This is a genomic window from Cohaesibacter haloalkalitolerans, from assembly GCF_003574655.1.
Lineage (GTDB): Bacteria > Pseudomonadota > Alphaproteobacteria > Rhizobiales > Cohaesibacteraceae > Cohaesibacter > Cohaesibacter haloalkalitolerans.
This window is the reverse complement of record NZ_QNUM01000008.1, coordinates 136996-155884: the sequence shown is the minus strand read 5'-3', so window position 1 is coordinate 155884 and position 18889 is coordinate 136996. Positions and strand designations below refer to the sequence as shown.

Sequence of the window (18889 nt, the reverse complement as noted above, 5' to 3'; positions counted from 1 at the left end):
ATTTTTGAGATGAAACAGCTTCGACATGCCGGGCCCATCCGGCGCCTCATATGCCATATGACTGTGAAAACCTTCTTGCTGCCATTGCTGGCGGTTGCCATTCTGTCCAGCATGGCCATGGTGCGCCCCAGCTATGCCTTGATCGAAATCGACATCACCCGCGGCAACATCCAGCCGATGCCGATCGCCATCACCGATTTTGATGGCGTGGGGCAGGGCGTGGATATTTCCAAGGTCGTTGAAGCAGACTTGCAACGGTCCGGCTTGTTTTCTCCGCTTGATCGCAACACTTTCCTGCAGAAGAACCTGTCTTCCTCAACGGTTCCGTCCTTTCCCAACTGGACGGTGATCAACGCTCAGGCGCTGGTGACCGGCACGGTAAGTCAGGAAGCTGACGGTCGTCTCAAAGCCGAGTTCCGTCTGTGGGATGTCTATGCCGGCAAACAGATGACGGGGCAGCAGTTCTTCACCTCGCCGCAGAACTGGCGCCGGGTTGCGCACATCATTTCGGACGCCATTTACGAACGGCTGACCGGCGAAAAGGGCTATTTCGATACGCGCATCGTGTTTGTCGATGAGAGCGGCCCGAAGGACGCACGCGTCAAGAAGCTGGCGATCATGGATCAGGATGGTGCCAACGTGCGCTATCTGACCGATGGCCGCGACCTTGTGCTGACGCCGCGCTTCTCTCCCACCAAGCAGGAAGTCACCTACATGGCGCTGGAGAATGGTGAGCCGCGCGCCTATCTGCTCAATATCGAAACCGGCCGCCGCTCTGTCGTGGGCCAGTTCCCCGGCATGAGCTTTTCCTCGCGCTTCTCGCCGGATGGCCAGAGTATTGTTCTGAGCCTGCAGCAGGGGGGCGACGCCAACATCTACCGGATGGATCTGCGCAATGGCAAGATTACCCGTCTGACCAACTCGGCTTCCATCGATACCAGCCCGAGTTTCTCACCGGATGGGCGCTACATCACCTTCGAGAGTGACCGTGGCGGCAGGCAGCAGATCTATGTGATGGGCTCTGATGGGTCCAACGTGCAGCGCATCAGCTTCGGGGATGGCAGCTACTCCACCCCGGTCTGGTCTCCGCGTGGCGACCTCATCGCCTTCACCAAGCAATACAAGGGTGAATTCCAGATTGGCGTGATGCAGACCGATGGCTCGCGTGAACGCACGCTGGTCAGCGGCTTCCACAATGAGGGGCCGACCTGGGCTCCGAACGGCCGTGTGTTGATGTTCTTCTCCGATAGCGGCGGCGCAAACGGCGGTCCGAAGCTCTATTCCATCGACCTGACTGGCCGCAACAAGTTTCAGGTTCCGACGCCAGACTTCGGGTCTGACCCGGCCTGGTCGCCACTGATCGACTGATACGGTCTTAAAACTGGTCCTGTTTTCATCTCCGGGGTGGCCTGACGGTTGCCCCGGAGATTTTTTGTGGCGGTCATGTGCCGGGCGGTTGGCTGAAAACCGGGCGGATGGCCAACTGGCTCGGCCATTGCGGGGCTGGATAGTGGAGCTCAATCGGGGCCGGGGTGCAAAAGAGCGTTGGATTGCTGTGGACGCGCAATTTGCCGAGGCTGCAAAGGGCCCGTTGGCGCGGTTGCGCCTCAGTGTGGCCATGATTTGATTCGATCAGAGGATCAAGTTGATTAAGACAAAATGGTTATTAACAGTTTGGTAACCATGTTTGCGAACGGGCGGTTAACCTAAATTTTTTATTATGGCCGCCGAAGAGTAACGATCTCAGACTAAATCTCGAAGGACAATCAGATGTCAAATCGTGCAAAAACTTCCATTCGTGTTGTGTTCGGCGTCGCCCTGCTGACTGCATTGGCAGCCTGTTCTTCGACGCCAAGCAAATTGGGCGGCGAGGGGTTGAATTCCGCAACCCCCGGCTCGGCTCAGGATTTCGTGGTCAATATCGGCGACCGCGTCTTTTTTGAAACGGACAGTTCCGATCTGAACTATTCCGCTCAGGCAACGCTGGACAAGCAGTCTTCATGGTTGCAGCAGTATCCGAACTATCGCATTGCGATTGAAGGACACGCCGACGAACGCGGCACACGCGAATACAACATTGCTCTTGGGGCACGGCGTGCCAACGCTGTTCGCAACTATCTCGTATCCAAGGGCATTCAGTCCAACCGGATGTCCACCAAGTCCTATGGCAAGGAACGCCCGGTTGCCGTCTGCAACGACATTTCCTGCTGGTCCCAGAACCGCCGCGCGGTTACCACTCTGGCCAACTAGAGGTGGGCTAACCAAGGGCAGCTCAGCGAAGGGCGGAGCACCGCATTTCGCTCAGGGCAGGATCCGGCTGGCCAATGGCAGGTCGAAGCGACTGTATGGAAGGACCGGTTTTCTTGCCGGTCCTTTTTGTTTCGTTGCATGGTGCCACACATTTTCCTATATTCGCAGGCACACTTTATGTGTGTAGCTGACATGTTTGCCTGATGGATGTGGGTGGGCCATGATGGCCGGTGTCCGGACTTCGGATGTTGCGGCCCCGGGCAAGTGTCGGATTCGTCTGATCGGGCTGTTTTGATCGTGGATGCGCTGCGCGGGCTATGGGCAGTGGTTCACATTTGATTTTATGAGGAAATTCATGAACAGGTTTTTGGTTGCCGTCGTGGCTCTGATCGTGAGCGGAAACGGAGCCGCTTTTGCGTCGAGCAACTTTTCACTCAACGGGCTGGCCGACCGGGTCGGAGCGCTGGAAACGCAGGCGTCCAATCATGGGGTTCCCATGCCGCCGATGCCGATTGCTCCGACGGAAAACAGCATGCAGGTGGCCCAGTCGGCTGCCGATCTCGTGGTTCGGGTGGATCGGCTTGAAGAGCAGATGCGCCAGTATAATGGCCAGATCGAGGAACTCAATTTCCGTATTCGCCAGTTGCAGGAGCAACTGCAGCGTTTTCAGGAAGATAGCGAATTCCGTTTCCAGGATCTGGAAGGGGGCAAAAAGCCGCGTCGCCAGTCCAGCAACCAGACCACGCCAAGCCAGACTGCGCCCCAGCAGTTTGACCAGCTTGGCACCCCGCCGCAAAATCTTGGCAGCCTGTCTCAGAACCAGCTATCCCAAAACAGTATGCCTCAGGGCAATGGCGGTGGCGATGCTGGCCTGATTGGTCAGGCTCCCGGCGTCAACGGCTCGGCTCCCATCGACCTGTCGTCAATGCTTGGCGGTGCGGTCAACCCGCCGGTCGATAACGGGTCTTTTGGTCAAGGCCCATCGGGTGGGCTGACCGGCGACCCGAATTCCGACTATGATCTGGCCTATGGCTATATGCTGCAGAGCGACTATGTCGCCGCCGAACAGGCCTTTCAGCAGTTTGTCAGCGTCTATGGTCAGGATCGCCGGGCTCCGGACGGTTTCTACTGGCTGGGCGAAGCCAAGTTTCAGCAGGGCAAATATCGGGATGCCATTCAGGTGTTCCTTGATGCCTATTCCAAATATCCCAACGCCCAGAAGTCGCCAGACATGCTGCTGAGAACCGGTATGGCGCTGCGTCAGATCAACGAGCGCGATGCGGCTTGTGCGACCTATGATGAACTGTTGAAGAAGTTCCCCAATGCTTCTTCTGCCATCCGCCAGAAAGTCCGGGCCGAGATTCAAAGTGCCAAATGCTGAAGATCACTCCGCAGAGGGTGAACCGCTAACCGACGGCGAGTTGGACGCGGCCTTTACGACTGTTTTTTCCTTTCCTGATGACTGCCCGCCGACAGATGCCCGGACGCCCCACGAGAGCGCTCGTCCGGTGCCTGGGCGGTTGTTGCTTGCGGTGTCCGGTGGCGCCGATTCCCTTTCGCTGATGGTGCTGTGCCATGAATGGCTGCAGCGGAACCGGCTTCCCATTCAATTATTCGTGGCCAGCGTTGATCATCGCTTGCGGCCAGAGGCGGCGGACGAATGCGCCTATGTGGCCCGCCTTGCTGCCGAGCGCGGCCTTCCCCACCAGACCCTCGTCTGGGAAGGGGAAAAATCCCATTCCAACGTGCAGGGCCTGGCGCGCGAGGCGCGCTACCGGCTGCTCTCCGACCATGCCCGTTCCATCGACTGTGGCCATATTGCGATTGCCCATCATCAGGATGATCAGGCCGAAACGCTGATCATGCGCCTGCTGCGGGGCAGCGGGGTGACGGGGCTGGCGGCGATGCGACCGGTACAGCCATTCGGGGCGGTGACCCTGTTGCGGCCCTTGTTGGGCTTCCCCAAGGCGCGGCTTGTGGCCAGTCTTGTCGCCCGATCCATCACTTGGGCCGAGGATCCGAGCAACCGCAGTCCGGGCTATCTGCGGACGCGGGTGCGCTCGATGCTGCCGATGTTTGCCGCCGAGGGCTGCGATTCTGCCCGTCTGGCCGCGACGGCGCGCCGTCTGCAACGGGCGGAAGATGCGCTCGACGGCATGGTGCAGGATTTCTACCGGCGTTTTGTTTCGGCAGGGCCAGGCCATTCCCTCTATCTGCCGTTGGCCGATCTGCGGGCCCAGCCGGAGGAAATCCGCCTGCGCTTGTTGCGGGCCATGCTCGGCTTTGTGGCCGGGCCTTCCTATCCGCCGCGGGAAGAGAAGCTGATGGCGCTGGATGAGGCCTTGTGCCAAAAGCCGGAGCAGGGACTTGGTAGCTCGCAAGAAACGGGCCTGCCGGGTAAGCGCACCGTTGGCGGCTGCTGCTTCGAGGCTGTCGGCGGCCTGTTGTGGGTGTATCGCGAGCTGGGAAGGGAGCTTCAGACGCTGCCGCTGTCGGTTGACGAAGAAGTGAACTGGCTGGGGCTTTATCGCGTGAGGATTTCCGGCGATTGTGAGGCGGTTTCCTCAGCGCGGCCCGTGCTGCGGCCACTCGGTGCCGAGGGGCGTCTGTGGCTGGTGAAAGAAGGTCACGGGTTCAGTGCGGAGGCGTTCGGGCTGCCATCTATCCCCAGAGGGGCGCTTGAGGCGCTGCCTTCGGTGTGGTTGGCGGGACAGCCGGTTCATGTCAAGGACTGGACCAATGGTGAACCAATCGAAGGCATCGTGTTGGAATTTGAGGAAAAAGATGCAAAATTCGGGTCAAATGAAACGATAGAGTAAATCTTATTACTATATTAGTGCAGAAAAGGGGGGGACTTGCCTTGGCAAGTTCCCATCGAGACCCTAAATTCATCGAAGAATAATCAAGGGCGCCGGACGGGATTTTACGAAATTCTCTGGCTGCCGCGAAATTCTGGCCTGACGGAGGGTGGTGTGAAAGCTACAAGGCGCTCACTGCGGGCCAGTCAGAAGAGAGAGTAGGGTCGTTTTCTGGAACAGAGCGATCCTCTTTCTGAGGAACCAAGGGATAACATATGAACGCGAATTTCCGCAGTCTGGCTTTGTGGGTCATCATCGGCCTGTTGCTGGTGGCATTGTTCCAGCTGTTTCAAAGCCCGGCGCAACAAGCCAATTCTCAGGAGATTCCATTTTCGCAGTTTGTAACTGATGTGCAGCAGGGTCGTGTCAAGGCTGTCACGATCGTTGGCCAGCAGGTCTCGGGACAAATGTCGGACAGCAGTAGTTTCCAGACTTATCTGCCGCAGAATGACACGACGCTTATCCCGCTGCTGCAAGAAAATGGTGTTTCCATTACTGCCAAACCTCAGACAGAGAGCTTCTCGCTGCTCAATGCTCTGATATCCTGGTTCCCGATGATCCTCATTCTCGCGGTCTGGATCTTCTTCATGCGACAGATGCAGGGCGGCGGCAAGGCCATGGGCTTTGGCAAATCCAAGGCCAAGCTTCTGACCGAGGCGCAGGGCCGCGTCGTGTTTGACGATGTTGCCGGTGTTGATGAAGCCAAGGAAGACCTTCAGGAGATCGTCGAGTTCCTGCGTGATCCGCAGAAATTCCAGCGCCTTGGTGGTCGCATTCCGCGCGGCGTGCTGCTTGTCGGCCCTCCGGGTACCGGTAAGACCCTGCTTGGCAAGGCCATCGCTGGTGAGGCAAACGTCCCGTTCTTCTCGATCTCCGGTTCCGATTTCGTTGAAATGTTCGTCGGTGTGGGCGCCTCCCGTGTGCGCGACATGTTCGAGCAGGCCAAGAAGAACGCCCCTTGCATCATCTTCATCGACGAAATCGATGCGGTGGGTCGCCATCGTGGTGCCGGTCTTGGTGGTGGTAATGACGAGCGCGAACAGACGCTCAACCAGTTGCTGGTCGAGATGGACGGCTTTGAAGCCAACGAGGGCGTGATCCTTGTGGCAGCAACCAACCGTCCGGACGTTCTTGACCCGGCTCTGATGCGTCCGGGTCGTTTCGACCGTCAGATCGTTGTTCCGAACCCGGATATCACTGGTCGTGAAAAGATCCTCAAGGTGCACATGCGCAATGTGCCGTTGGCACCGGATGTGGATCTGAAGACCCTTGCTCGCGGTACGCCGGGCTTCTCGGGTGCCGACCTGATGAACCTCGTCAACGAAGCTGCGCTGCTGGCTGCGCGCCGGGATCGCCGGTTGGTCTCCATGGCCGAGTTCGAGGATGCCAAGGACAAGGTGATGATGGGTGCGGAGCGCCGTACTCTGGTGATGAGCGATGAGGAAAAGAAACTCACCGCCTATCATGAAGCCGGCCACGCTCTTGTTGCGCTGCACATGCCTGCATCAGATCCGATCCACAAGGCCACCATCATTCCGCGCGGTCGTGCGCTGGGCATGGTGATGCGTCTGCCGGAAAAGGATCAGGTGTCGCTGACCCGCGCCAAATGCTACGCCGATCTTGCGGTCGCCATGGGTGGTCGCGTCGCTGAAGAGCTGATCTTCGGCTATGAGAAGGTCACCTCCGGTGCCTCTGGCGATATCCAGATGGCAACGCGCCTTTCCAAGGCCATGGCCACGCAGTTCGGCATGTCCGATCTTCTGGGGCCGCTGCTCTATGCCGAGAATGAGGAAGAGGTCTTCCTTGGCCACTCGGTTGCCAAGCAGCAGAATGTCTCCGATGACACCCAGAAGCTGGTGGACGCAGAGATCAAGCGGTTTGTCGATGAGGGCTACAAGAAGGCCCAGGAAATTCTGACCGAGCACAAGGATCAGCTGGAAATCATCGCGCAGGGACTTCTGGAATATGAAACCCTCAGCGGGCAGGAAATCCGCGACCTTCTGGAAGGTACGCCTCCGATCCGCGAAAGCGATGACGAACCGTCCGCTCCCAAAGGATCGGCCGTGCCGTCCGCAGGCACCATCAAGAAGGGCCCCGAGCCCGAGGCTCCTCAGAGTGGCGCCGAGCCGCATCCCGAGGCCTGATTGATCAAGACAAACAGACAGGAAAGCGCCCCTTCGAGGGCGCTTTTTTGTTGCCTTGTTGCCGGGCTGTTGTGGCATCACGGCGCGCTGGCAGGGTTGGGCAGGATGTAACAACAGGAAACAAAGATTGAATAAGTGAACCTGAATTCCAGCCCGAATTGCCGTATAAAGAAACCGAGGCTGGCGAAGCATTTACGGGACCTTAGAGAGTCCTTCGGTAAAGTCGCTCCGCTACAGGATGTTTATTGAACGGCTGGCACTCCGGGGGCTTCGTGAGCGGAGCGCGTGTGCGGTCGGCCAATTTTTTGCCGCTTGAAAGGTTTGTTGAGACTGATGGCTAAATATTTCGGAACGGACGGTATTCGAGGCTGCGCCAATCGTTTTCCAATGACGCCGGAAATTGCAATGAAGGTCGGTATGGCGACTGGCAAGATTTTCCGGCGGGGGGACTTCCGCCATCGTGTTGTGATCGGGAAGGACACGCGGCTGTCCGGCTACATGCTGGAGCCCGCACTTACCGCCGGGCTGACGGCGATGGGCATGGATGTCTTCCTTCTGGGGCCGGTACCGACGCCGGGTGTTGCCATGTTGACCCGCTCCCTGCGGGCGGATCTTGGCGTGATGATTTCCGCTTCCCACAATCCCTATCAGGACAATGGCATCAAGCTGTTTGGCCCGGACGGCTACAAGCTGTCTGACGAGATCGAGGCGGAGATCGAGGAACTGATCGAAACCGACATGCTGAGCAGTTTGGTGAATCCGGAGCGGCTGGGCCGAACCAAGCGCATCGACAGTGTCTATGACCGCTATATCGAATTTGCCAAGCGCACCATGCCAAAGGATCTGTCGCTGGAAGGGCTTCGCGTGGTTATCGATTGTGCCAACGGGGCGGCCTATCGTGTGGCGCCTGATGCACTGTGGGAGCTGGGTGCCGAAGTGGTCAAGATCGGTGTCGATCCCAATGGCTTCAACATCAATGACAACTGTGGCTCGACCTCAGTCGGAGCGCTGGTTTCCAAGGTGCGGGAAGTTCGCGCCGATATCGGCATCGCGCTCGATGGCGACGCCGACCGGGTGATCATCGTTGATGAGACCGGCACGGTGGTGGACGGCGATCAGCTGATGGCTGTGGTTGCCGAAAGCTGGTTCCGGGAAGGACTGCTGACGGCGCCGGGCATCGTCGCAACCGTGATGTCGAACCTTGGTCTCGAGCGCTATCTCAAGAGCCTCAAGCTTTCGCTGGTACGCACCAAGGTCGGGGACCGCTATGTGGTCGAGCATATGCGCAAGCATCATTACAATGTGGGCGGCGAGCAGTCCGGCCACATCGTGCTGAGCGACTATTCCACCACCGGTGACGGCTTGATTGCTGCCCTGCAGATCCTGGCCGTGGTCGTGAAGATGGGCAAGCCAGTCAGCGAGGTGTGCAACCGGTTCGAGGCCGTTCCGCAATTGCTCAAGAATGTGCGCTTTCAGGAAGGCGCGCCGCTGGAAACCGAGGCGGTCAAAAAGGCGATTGAAGCCGGTGAAAGCAAGCTGGGCAGCAATGGCCGGCTGGTCATCCGCAAATCCGGCACCGAGCCGCTCATTCGCGTGATGGCTGAGGGCGACGACTTTGATCTGGTCGAACAGGTGGTTGATGACATTTGCAGCGAGGTGCGCAAGGTCAGCGCGGCCTAGAGCTTGTCGCGTTCATTTGCATTCACTTGACTTGCTCCATCTATTTGTTTGGGCGCGAATGGACGGGTCTTCAGTTGGACCCGGTGTTCATTGCCGATAGAAGAAAAGCCGCTGCGGTTGTCCGGGCGGCTTTTCTGATTCTGCGATCAGTTTGGTTTAAGCTGCCTTTTTCACGCCTGCTGTTTGCCTGCGCGCCTGCCGGGGCGGCTGCTGATGGCCACGCCTGCGAGGATGATCGCAAAGCCCAGCCAGACAACCCAGGTGAGACTTTCGCCCAGAAACAGGATGCCGCCGAGGGCTGTGGCGATCGGAATCAGATAGTTGCTGGTGGCCAGAAAGGTCGCTGTGGTCTGCGACAGCAATACGAACACCATAAGGGTCGCCAGCGCTGTTGGCACGATGCCCAGATAGATGAGGATCAGCCACAAATGTGCCGGAGCGGCAAGCAGGGTGTCGACCGGTTCCAGCGCCAGTCCAGCGATCAGCAGCAGCAGGGAAGAGGTCGCAACGACAGCGGTTGCCTTGTCCAGATTGTCCGCTGGAGGGATCATGCGCGAGGACACCGTGTTCATGGCGTAACACAGGCTGCAGAAGAAAATTGCCAGTTCACCGAGCAGTTGCAGGGTGTGCTCAGATGAGGACGGAGCATTGTCCGGCTTGATGATCAGCACAAGACCGGCAAAGCCGATGAGAAACCCAAGGGCCTTGCTGCGGGTCATTTTCTCGTCCGGCAGCAGGAAGTGTGCCAGCCCCAGAACCGACAGCGGCACCGTTCCTATGAGGATACCGGCGATGGCCGAGCTGGTATATTGTGATCCCCAGGCCAGAAAGACAAAGGGCACGGCGGAGCTGATGAGGGCCAGCCAGATGACCCATGGGATGTGATGTCGACCCAGCGACCACGGCTTCTTGACGATCAGCACGCGATAGAGGATGAGAGCGACCGCACCCGAGCTTACCCGCGCCGCAGTCAGCCAGATCGGAGTGAGTTCAGTGGCGATGACACGCGTCAGGATGATGGCCGATGCCCAGCAAAGGATGAGAAAGGCCAGAATGAGCCAATGGCGGATGGAATGTGTCTGCATGATTTCCCGGAAATCCGTGACGGTGGGTGCTGCACTGGCTATAGCGGGTTGGGCCCGGCGTTGGCAAGGCATTGCGGCCAAAATGGATGCATAGTGCACCTTTCGTCGCGGCTCTGTGAGGTTGGGCGTCTTGTCGGTTCTTGATGTGGTAATAATTTGTTAAGAATAAAATTTGCAATTTGCATAAATTTATCTATCCCAAATTACCCTTGTCACGTTTTCTTGATGTATTTATGTTTAATAATCGTAGTTAATCCAGTATTAAGAAAATTCTGTGATCTTTTCTCTTGAGTGAAATCTCCAATTCACGTTCAAACCTTTGTGTCGAGAGGAAAAGAGATGAGCAGCCTCAAAAAAAATCTGTTTTTGAGTGTGTTCGGGGCCGCTATGTCAGCTTCTGTTGCTTTTGCAGCGGATTTGCCTGCGCCGCCGGTCATTGAATACGAACCCGAAGCCGTCGTTGAAATCGGCTCTGGATGGTATCTGCGTGGAGACCTTGGTGTTGCCGCCTATGCTGGCGGCAATGGATCCTGGCTTCCTACTGCGGGGAGTGATCCCAAGTTCTATAATGAAAAGATCAATAACGGCTGGTTGGCCGGGATTGGTGCCGGTTATTATTTCACCGACAAGCTTCGCGGTGATATTACCCTCGATTATCATGGCAAGGCAAAATACTCCGGCGATGCGATCTGTACGAACGTCGGCTGCAGCGCCCTTGCTGCTACCACTGAAACGGTCAAGTTCAGCGCCTGGACGCTGATGCTGAATGGTTACTATGACTTCGGTCACTGGAACTCCATCACGCCTTACGTTGGCGCCGGTGCCGGTGTGGCCTATCTCAGAGCGACCGATTACAACAGCTCCGATCCAACCACCCAGATTTTCGGCAACCATGCCAAGTTCAATTTTGCATGGAACGTGATGGCTGGTGCTGCTTTCGATATCAGCGACAGAATGAAACTGGATGCGAACTATCGCCTGATGTCATTCGGTCGCGCCGAAACCGGCCACTCGTCGGATCCGGCCCAGTTAAACCCGGTCAAGTTCAAGGACCTCTATGCGCATGAGTTCCGCGTTGGTCTGCGCTACGACCTGAACTAGATCGAGCTGAGCTGCCTGTCAGTCCCGAGCTCGCCCGCGTCGACATGTTGTTGATCATTGGGGTGGTGTCGGACCAAGACGATGTCTGGCAGTTTGCTGAAAGCTCCTCTCGATGAAGGCGTTCATCTTCTGGTGAACGCCTTTTTCGATTTCGGGATCATTTGGTGAACCATTGCCACTCTTGTGATGCCCTATTGTGCGCCAAAAAGGCAACGGCTGTTGCAATCTGGTGCTCAACGCAGAAAATCCGTTTGACGCCTTCATAAAAGGGGAGTAATCCCGTTTGTGGGACACCTCTCCCCAACGAGAGGCAACTATCTGTGAGGGTAGCTTTCATGAGCGACATGACTACACCGGCCGTGCGGCCGAACAATACCCATTTCTCTTCTGGCCCATGCTCCAAGCGTCCAGGTTGGTCTTTCGACAGCCTGTCTGATGCGCCACTGGGCCGCTCCCACCGCGCAAAACTTGGCAAATCCAAGCTGCAAGAATCCATCGACCTGACGCGCGAAGTGCTCGGCGTTCCCGCCGACTATCGCATTGGCGTCGTGCCTGCATCCGATACAGGCGCTGTCGAAATGGCCCTGTGGTCCCTGCTTGGGGCGCGCGGTACCGATATTCTCGTCTGGGAAAGCTTTGGTGCGGGCTGGGCAACCGACGTTGTCAAGCAGCTCAAGCTGGACGATGTGCGGGTGATGAAGGCCGACTACGGTCAGATCCCCGATCTCGGCGCGGTTGATTTTTCCCGCGACGTTGTCTTCACCTGGAACGGCACCACCTCCGGTGTGCGCGTGCCAAACGGTGACTGGATCGCAGCAGACCGCGAAGGGTTGACCATTTGCGATGCCACCTCTGCTGCCTTTGCCCAGGATCTTGACTGGGAAAAGCTTGATGTTGTCACCTACAGCTGGCAGAAGGTGCTGGGTGGGGAAGCTGCTCACGGCATGCTGATCCTGTCGCCACGCGCTGTCGAGCGTCTCGAGAGCTACACCCCTGCATGGCCGATGCCGAAGATCTTCCGCATGACCAAAGGTGGCAAGCTGATCGAGGGTATCTTCCGCGGTGAAACGATCAACACGCCGTCCATGCTCTGCGTCGAGGACTATATCGACGCGCTCAAATGGGCCAAGGAAATCGGCGGGCTTGACGGTCTGATGAAACGGGCCAACGCCAACCTTGCCACCTTGGAAGCATGGGCCGACCAGTCCGACTGGATCGACTTCCTTGCCAAGGACAAGGCCATCCGCTCCAACACCTCCGTGTGCTTTACCATCAAGGACAAGGATGTTACTGCGCTGGATGCCGATGCTCAGGCCAAGTTTGCCAAGGCTCTGGTTGCTCGCCTTGAAAAGGAAGGCGTCGCCTATGATATTGGCGCCTATCGCGATGCACCGACCGGTCTGCGTATCTGGGCCGGTGCCACGATCGAGACTGCTGATCTCAAGGCCCTGACCCAGTGGCTAGACTGGGCCTTTGCCCAGGAAAAGGCAGATCTCTGATCAGAGCAGGGTCTTTGGTGTCAAAGGCCGAATTGACGGCCCTGCCAGTCAGGGCCGTTGCAAGATCCCGTTATCACATTTTGTTTCATGCAGCCTGCAGCGCCGGGGAGTTGGCGCGCGTTGCAAACCAGTGAGGATAATCCCATGGCTAAAGTGCTTATTTCCGACAGTCTGTCTCCAACCGCTGTTCAGGTCTTCAAGGACAAGGGCGTTGAGGTTGACTACATGCCGGACCTTGGCAAGGACAAGGACAAGCTGATCGAGATCATCGGTCAGTATGACGGTCTGGCCATCCGCTCTGCCACCAAGGCAACCGAAAAGGTGATTGCTGCTGCCGACAATCTCAAGGTCATCGGTCGCGCCGGTATCGGTGTTGACAACGTGGACATCGAGAAGGCCACCCAGCGCGGTATCATCGTGATGAATACGCCGTTCGGCAACTCCATCACCACCGCAGAGCATGCCATCGCCATGATGTTCGCCGTTGCCCGCCAGATTCCGGCTGCCGATGCTTCGACACAGGCTGGTAAATGGGAAAAATCCAAGTTCATGGGTGTCGAGATCACCTCCAAGACCCTTGGCATCATCGGTTGCGGCAATATCGGGGGCATCGTTGCCACCCGTGCTGTCGGTCTCAAGATGAAGGTTCTGGCGTTCGATCCGTTCCTGTCGCCTGAGCGCGCCGTTGAGCTGGGCGTCGAGAAGGTCGAGCTTGACGATCTGTTCAAGCGGGCCGACTTCATTTCCCTGCATACACCGCTTACCGACAAGACCCGCAACATTGTCTCTGCCGAGGCGATCACCAAGATGAAGGACGGTGTACGCATCATCAACTGCGCCCGTGGTGGGCTGGTTGACGAAGAGGCTCTGGCCGAGGCCATCAAGTCCGGCAAGGTCGCTGGCGCCGCCTTTGACGTGTTCACCAATGAACCAGCCAAGGAAAACGTGCTGTTCGGCCTGCCGAATGTGGTCTGCACGCCGCATCTTGGCGCTTCCACGTCGGAAGCACAGGAGAATGTTGCCATTCAGGTGGCCGAGCAGATGGCTGACTATCTGGTCAACGGGGCCGTTTCCAACGCCCTCAATATGCCATCGATCACCGCTGAGGAAGCTCCGCGCCTGACGCCGTTCGTCAAGCTGGCCGATCAGTTGGGCTCCTTTGCCGGTCAGCTGACCGAAAGCGGCCTTAAGGGTATCCGCATCGAGTATGAGGGCGATGTTGCCGAGATGAACACCCGCGCGCTGACCTCTGTCGTACTGGCTGGTGTTCTCAAGCCGCTGTTGCAGACCGTCAACATGGTCTCTGCTCCGGCTGTTGCGCGGGAGCGGGGCGTCACCATCGAGGAAACCCGTCGCGAACAGCAGGGTAACTATGAAAACTACATCCGTTTGACGCTGGTGACCGAACGGCAGGAACGCTCTGTGGCTGGTACGGTGTTCGGCGATTCCAAGCCGCGTATCATCCAGATCAAGGGCATCAACATGGAAGCCGAGCTGGGCGAGAACATGCTCTACATCACCAACAAGGACAAGCCGGGCTTCATCGGTCGTCTTGGCACCTTGCTTGGCAAGGCTGAACTCAACATCGCGACCTTCAATCTGGGCCGCAAGCAGGCTGGCGACGACGCCATCGCCCTGATCGAGATCGATGGTACGATCAGCGACAAGGTGATTGCTGAAATCGAGGCGCTGGAAGGCGTGGTTCAGGCCAAGGCCCTGAAGTTCGCCGTCTAGGTCTATCTCTCGGCTTTTGTGCCTTGCGCACAAGATATCATAAGGGCGTTCCGGATCTGTCGGGTTCGGAGCGCCCTTTTGCTATGGCTTGCTGAGTCCATGTCGTGTGGATTCGCACCGGTTTTGTGGCCCTTGAACGATGATATCCGGGCGCAGGCCGTCCGTTACTGTGCAAATGCAGAAAAAAGCGCAAAAATATGTAGGATCAGTGGTGTTCAAGGCCTTGAAAAGTCGGTTTCCTACTCGCTTCACATCAAAGAATTGTCTATAGTCCAGCTCGCTTGGTGAGGTGGTTTTGGCCCTGTGGTGGCGGGACTCTGTCATCAAGGGGTGTGCCTTGTCAGATAAGGCGCGTTTCCATGGGATTGGGTTGGCCGGTGTGTTTGCCCCGGCCTGATTTCCCGTTATCTCCTAGTCTGCTTTTGTGAAGCAATCGGGCCGATCCCTCTCAAACATAACGTTATTAAAGGAGCTCGCATCGATGGCAAATGTTGTGGTCGTCGGGTCGCAGTGGGGCGACGAGGGAAAAGGCAAGATTGTAGACTGGTTGTCGGAGCGAGCCGATATCGTGGTGCGCTTTCAGGGCGGCCATAACGCTGGCCACACGCTGGTGATCGATGGTGTCAGCTACAAGCTCAGCCTTCTGCCGTCCGGTGTGGTCCGTCCCGGCACCATGGGTGTGATCGGCAACGGCGTTGTGCTCGATCCTCATGCGCTGGTCGCCGAAATCGCTCGTCTGGGCGATCAGGGCGTCAAGGTTTCCCGCGACAATCTGCGCATTGCCGAAAATGCCACCCTCATTCTGTCGCTGCACCGTGAACTCGATGCGATGCGCGAGGAAGCCGCTTCTGCCGGTACCAAGATCGGCACCACCAAGCGCGGCATTGGCCCTGCATATGAAGACAAGGTTGGCCGTCGTGCCGTGCGCGTGATGGATCTTGCCGATCCTGATACGCTGCCTGCGAAGATTGACCGTCTGCTTGCTCACCACAACCCGCTGCGCCGTGGTCTCGGTGTGGAAGAAATCAAGCGTGAAGACATCTTCGAGGAACTGATGAGCGTTGCCGACCAGGTGCTGCCGTTCATGGACCAGAGCTGGCGTCTTCTCGACCAGGCGCGCAAGGCTGGCAAACGGATCCTGTTCGAAGGAGCGCAGGGCGCTCTGCTCGACGTGGATCACGGCACCTATCCGTTCGTGACCTCCTCGCACACCTCTGCCGGTCAGGCAGCTGCCGGTTCTGGCATCGGGCCTTCAGCACTCAACTACGTTCTGGGTATCACCAAGGCCTACACAACGCGTGTTGGCGAAGGGCCGTTCCCGACAGAGCTGTTTGACGAAGTCGGGGCCTTCCTTGGTGAAAAGGGCCATGAATATGGTGTTGTCACCGGTCGTAAACGCCGCTGTGGCTGGTTCGACGCGGTGCTGGTTCGCCAGACCGTTTGCACCTCCGGCATCACCGGTATTGCCCTGACCAAACTGGATGTGCTTGACGGGCTGGAAGAAATCAAGATATGCGTCGGCTATATGCTGGATGGAGAACGAATCGATTATCTGCCTGCTTCGCAGGGGGCTCAGGCTCGGGTGGAACCGATTTATGAGACTCTTGAAGGCTGGTCGGAATCAACGGCGGGCGCTCGTAGCTGGAAGGATCTTCCGGCGCAGGCAGTCAAATATGTCCGTCATGTTGAAGAGTTGATCGGCGCGCCGGTTGCTCTGCTCTCGACCAGTCCGGAACGTGAAGACACGATTCTCGTGCAGGATCCGTATCAAGACTAGCATGGGGTTGCCTATTGTCTTGGTTGGTGCGATCTTTTGTGTTCAGATGGTTCCGGCGGACAAGCAAATGGAATAGGAAATGGCGGACTATTACGCAATTTTGAAGCGGGCTGTAGAGGCGGTGCCGTCCCAATCACGGGAACAGCGCCAGACGATCTACGACAAGGCGCGCAAGGCGCTTTTGACAAAGCTTCAGAATATGGATCCGCCATTGGCCCCAGCCGATATCTCCAAACAGCGCATGGCGCTGGAGGAGGCGATCAGGGCCGTCGAGCGGGATTTGAGCGAGAGCAGCGAAAAGGCTGCCGAACCGGCTCAGGTCTCTGCGGGCTCTGAAGAAACACATGCAGGGCGCGGGCCTGTTCAGGACGCCGCGCCCGCTGCCCGGGCTGAAGCGGTTGTGCCCGCAGTTGCCACACAGGTGGCCCCTGTTGCGCCATCGGCTCCCAAGGAGCGGCCAAAATCCGAGCCGCCGGAGCCGCGGTCGTCTTCCGACAAGGTCGTGCGCCGGGCCGGGCAGGACGTGCTCAAGAATGCCGTGCGTGACGCCAATGCGCTGGGAGAAGCCAGCAAGAAGGCGGTCAACAAGGCGCGGGATGCTGCCGATGCTGTCGGCGATGAGCGCGACAGTGGCGAGGCTGCCCGTATCGAGCCAACGCTTGGCGACGCGGTCGTGTCCCAGTCGAAAACCTACAAGCGCCCCAGTATTGAAGAAGGCGTTTCCGAACGCCCCGGCTATGCATCCGACGATGATGGCGAAGGGGTGACAAAGCCGAAGTTCGGCATGATCGCCATTGTGCTCATTGTGATTGGTGTTCTGGCGGGCAGTGGCTACCTGCTCTATGCCAACAGGGATGCCTTCCTGTCGTCCGGCTCCGAGACAGTAACCACACGGATCGAAACCCAAGCTGGTGCCGATCAGGCTATCGGCAAAACCGAACCCGGCCAGAACGGCACAGCTTCCGACATGGAAGCCAAGTCAGTCAGAACCATTACGGTGGCACCACCCGCAACAGGCGATAGTGCTGCTGCCGATGATGGTGCCGCTGCTGATGCGGCGACGGCTCCGGCTGCCCCTGCTGATACCGCCGCAAATGCCACTGCGGCTGACGATACTGGCGCCAACAACGCCAGTGTTCCGGTGGCCCAGCGGTCTATCCTTTACGAGGAACCAGGCAGCGATGGAGAACCGGGCTCGGCCAGTGGTGGCGAAGTGGTCTGGAAGCTGGAAGGTTCCGGCGATGATGCGGTTGTGCGGATTGATGCAACGATCCCGGATCGGAGCATGAGCTTTGACATTACCATCAAGAAGAATCTGGACGCTGAATTGCCAGCCTCTCACCTCATCGAAATTTCTGCCTCTCGCTCGGATGGGGATCCGACCCGGGCCATTGTCAAGATTCCGGGCCTTATTCTCAAGCCGACGGAACAGAGCCGTGGTGAAGGACTTGTCGGGGCGGCCATCCGCATCGCCGATGATCTGCACTGGGTTGCCCTTACGTCCGGCGAGCGGGAAGAGCGGTATAACCTTGAACTGTTGCACCTTCGCGGCTGGATCGATATTCCCATCCAGTATCAGTCGGGGCGCCGTGCGATCCTGACGCTGGAGAAGGGCGATGCTGGCGACAAGGTGATCTCTGATGCCATCGCGGCCTGGACTGGCCAGTAATGGACAAGTAGTGGCCTGCCTCGACGCGGAAAGCCGATCCCGGCTACCGCGCAAGCCTTGAAGGCGAAGGCAAATTGGACTGTGATACCAAAAAGCCTGCTGCAGGATGTCCTGCGGCAGGCTTTTTAAATGGGATAGTGAGATGGCAAGCGTTGCTTGTCGCTTGGAGAGGGAAGAGATCAGGCGTCTTCGAGCGCTTTTGCAGCGGCGTCCTGAACCTCTTTCTGCACCTTCTCGAAGGCGCGGACCTCGATCTGACGAATGCGTTCGCGGCTGACGTTGAATTCTTCGGACAGCTCTTCAAGGGTTGCCGGCTTTTCTGCCAGACGGCGGGCTTCGAAAATGCGCCGTTCGCGGTCGTTGAGAACATCCAGCGCGTTGGTCAGGAGACCCATGCGGTGATCATATTCTTCCTTGTCGGCCAGAACGGTTTCCTGACTGTCGCTGTCATCCACCAGCCAGTCCTGCCACTGTCCGCTTTCTCCGTCGGCTTTGAGTGGGGCGTTCAGGGAGGCGTCGCCCGACAGGCGACGGTTCATGGAGATGACTTCCTCGTTGCTGACCCCGAGCTTCTCGGCGATATAGTCGACCTGATCGGGTTTGAGGTCGCCGTCTTCCAGCGCCTGAATCTGACCCTTGACCTTGCGCAGGTTGAAAAACAGGCGTTTCTGGTTGGCGGTGGTGCCCATTTTGACGAGGGACCAGGAACGCAGGATATATTCCTGAATGGAGGCGCGAATCCACCACATGGCATAGGTGGCAAGGCGGAAGCCCTTGTCTGCGTCAAAGCGCTTGACGGCCTGCATCAGGCCGACGTTGCCTTCGGAGACGACTTCACTGACGGGAAGACCATAGCCGCGATAGCCCATGGCAATCTTGGCCACCAGACGCAAATGGCTGGTCACCAGTTTGTGGGCGGCATTCTTGTCGCCATAATCGGTGTAACGCTTGGCCAGCATGTATTCTTCCTGCGGCTCAAGCATGGGAAAACGTCGGATTTCGTTAAGATACCGGCTCAATCCTCCTTCCGAGGAGAGCACTGGAACATTACCTGAAGAATCTTTAGCCATATGAATTACTCCTCTTATCCCC

13 protein-coding genes are annotated in these 18889 nt (G+C 57.8%); 11 read left to right on the top strand and 2 right to left on the bottom strand.

Features of this window, described 5'->3' with window-relative positions; genetic code table 11:
- The first annotated feature begins 57 nt into the window (after window positions 1–57).
- From tolB to glmM, 6 genes are all read left to right on the top strand, one after another.
- On the top strand, window positions 58–1368 hold the full coding sequence (tolB, locus tag DSL70_RS18805; RefSeq protein WP_119309514.1) for a Tol-Pal system beta propeller repeat protein TolB: 1311 nt from the start codon (window positions 58–60) through the stop codon (window positions 1366–1368).
- A gap of 402 nt (window positions 1369–1770) precedes the next feature.
- Window positions 1771–2250 carry a peptidoglycan-associated lipoprotein Pal gene (gene pal / locus DSL70_RS18800; RefSeq protein ID WP_119309513.1) on the top strand — a complete coding sequence of 160 codons (480 nt, stop codon included), beginning with the start codon at window positions 1771–1773 and terminating at the stop codon, window positions 2248–2250.
- A gap of 355 nt (window positions 2251–2605) precedes the next feature.
- The gene (gene ybgF, locus DSL70_RS18795) at window positions 2606–3631 is read left to right on the top strand and encodes a tol-pal system protein YbgF (protein WP_162916907.1); all 1026 of its coding nucleotides are present in this window, start codon (window positions 2606–2608) and stop codon (window positions 3629–3631) included.
- Window positions 3618–5069, top strand: a complete 1452-nt coding sequence (gene tilS, locus DSL70_RS18790) for a tRNA lysidine(34) synthetase TilS (protein WP_162916906.1) — start codon at window positions 3618–3620, stop codon at window positions 5067–5069. The genes ybgF and tilS overlap by 14 nt, the downstream gene beginning before the upstream one ends.
- Window positions 5070–5323: 254 nt before the next feature.
- Window positions 5324–7252 (top strand): ATP-dependent zinc metalloprotease FtsH, encoded by a 1929-nt coding sequence (ftsH, locus tag DSL70_RS18785; protein WP_119309510.1) that lies wholly within the window; start codon window positions 5324–5326, stop codon window positions 7250–7252.
- 330 nt (window positions 7253–7582) lie between these two features.
- Window positions 7583–8932 (top strand): phosphoglucosamine mutase, encoded by a 1350-nt coding sequence (gene glmM / locus DSL70_RS18780; protein ID WP_119309589.1) that lies wholly within the window; start codon window positions 7583–7585, stop codon window positions 8930–8932.
- A 170-nt stretch (window positions 8933–9102) separates the two neighbouring features.
- Here glmM and DSL70_RS18775 read toward each other — a convergent pair whose 3' ends face one another.
- The gene (locus DSL70_RS18775) at window positions 9103–10017 is read right to left on the bottom strand and encodes a DMT family transporter (protein ID WP_162916905.1); all 915 of its coding nucleotides are present in this window, start codon (window positions 10015–10017) and stop codon (window positions 9103–9105) included.
- A gap of 339 nt (window positions 10018–10356) precedes the next feature.
- On the opposite strand from DSL70_RS18775, the gene DSL70_RS18770 reads away from it, so the two are divergent.
- From DSL70_RS18770 to DSL70_RS18750, 5 genes are all read left to right on the top strand, one after another.
- A complete protein-coding gene (locus DSL70_RS18770; protein WP_119309508.1) occupies window positions 10357–11118 on the top strand; it encodes an outer membrane protein in 762 nt (253 codons plus the stop codon).
- 335 nt (window positions 11119–11453) lie between these two features.
- Entirely contained in the window at window positions 11454–12617 is a 1164-nt protein-coding gene (locus tag DSL70_RS18765; protein WP_119309507.1) for a phosphoserine transaminase, read from the top strand.
- A gap of 144 nt (window positions 12618–12761) precedes the next feature.
- The gene (serA, locus tag DSL70_RS18760) at window positions 12762–14351 is read left to right on the top strand and encodes a phosphoglycerate dehydrogenase (RefSeq protein WP_119309506.1); all 1590 of its coding nucleotides are present in this window, start codon (window positions 12762–12764) and stop codon (window positions 14349–14351) included.
- A 481-nt stretch (window positions 14352–14832) separates the two neighbouring features.
- On the top strand, window positions 14833–16128 hold the full coding sequence (locus DSL70_RS18755) for an adenylosuccinate synthase (RefSeq protein WP_119309505.1): 1296 nt from the start codon (window positions 14833–14835) through the stop codon (window positions 16126–16128).
- A gap of 79 nt (window positions 16129–16207) precedes the next feature.
- The gene (locus tag DSL70_RS18750; protein ID WP_119309504.1) at window positions 16208–17797 is read left to right on the top strand and encodes a hypothetical protein; all 1590 of its coding nucleotides are present in this window, start codon (window positions 16208–16210) and stop codon (window positions 17795–17797) included.
- 179 nt (window positions 17798–17976) lie between these two features.
- On the opposite strand, the gene rpoH is transcribed toward DSL70_RS18750, so the two are convergent.
- The gene (gene rpoH / locus DSL70_RS18745) at window positions 17977–18867 is read right to left on the bottom strand and encodes an RNA polymerase sigma factor RpoH (protein ID WP_119309503.1); all 891 of its coding nucleotides are present in this window, start codon (window positions 18865–18867) and stop codon (window positions 17977–17979) included.
- Window positions 18868–18889 lie beyond the last annotated feature (22 nt).

What these genes read in the sequence shown, in the direction of transcription:
- tolB (WP_119309514.1), top strand. Translation starts at nt 58, where the DNA reads ATGACTGTGAAAACCTTCTTGCTGCCATTGCTGGCGGTTGCCATTCTG.
- pal (WP_119309513.1), top strand. Translation starts at nt 1,771, where the DNA reads ATGTCAAATCGTGCAAAAACTTCCATTCGTGTTGTGTTCGGCGTCGCC.
- ybgF (WP_162916907.1), top strand. Translation starts at nt 2,606, where the DNA reads ATGAACAGGTTTTTGGTTGCCGTCGTGGCTCTGATCGTGAGCGGAAAC.
- ftsH (WP_119309510.1), top strand. Translation starts at nt 5,324, where the DNA reads ATGAACGCGAATTTCCGCAGTCTGGCTTTGTGGGTCATCATCGGCCTG.
- DSL70_RS18775 (WP_162916905.1), bottom strand. Translation starts at nt 10,017, where the DNA reads ATGCAGACACATTCCATCCGCCATTGGCTCATTCTGGCCTTTCTCATC.
- DSL70_RS18770 (WP_119309508.1), top strand. Translation starts at nt 10,357, where the DNA reads ATGAGCAGCCTCAAAAAAAATCTGTTTTTGAGTGTGTTCGGGGCCGCT.
- DSL70_RS18765 (WP_119309507.1), top strand. Translation starts at nt 11,454, where the DNA reads ATGAGCGACATGACTACACCGGCCGTGCGGCCGAACAATACCCATTTC.
- serA (WP_119309506.1), top strand. Translation starts at nt 12,762, where the DNA reads ATGGCTAAAGTGCTTATTTCCGACAGTCTGTCTCCAACCGCTGTTCAG.
- DSL70_RS18755 (WP_119309505.1), top strand. Translation starts at nt 14,833, where the DNA reads ATGGCAAATGTTGTGGTCGTCGGGTCGCAGTGGGGCGACGAGGGAAAA.
- DSL70_RS18750 (WP_119309504.1), top strand. Translation starts at nt 16,208, where the DNA reads ATGGCGGACTATTACGCAATTTTGAAGCGGGCTGTAGAGGCGGTGCCG.
- rpoH (WP_119309503.1), bottom strand. Translation starts at nt 18,867, where the DNA reads ATGGCTAAAGATTCTTCAGGTAATGTTCCAGTGCTCTCCTCGGAAGGA.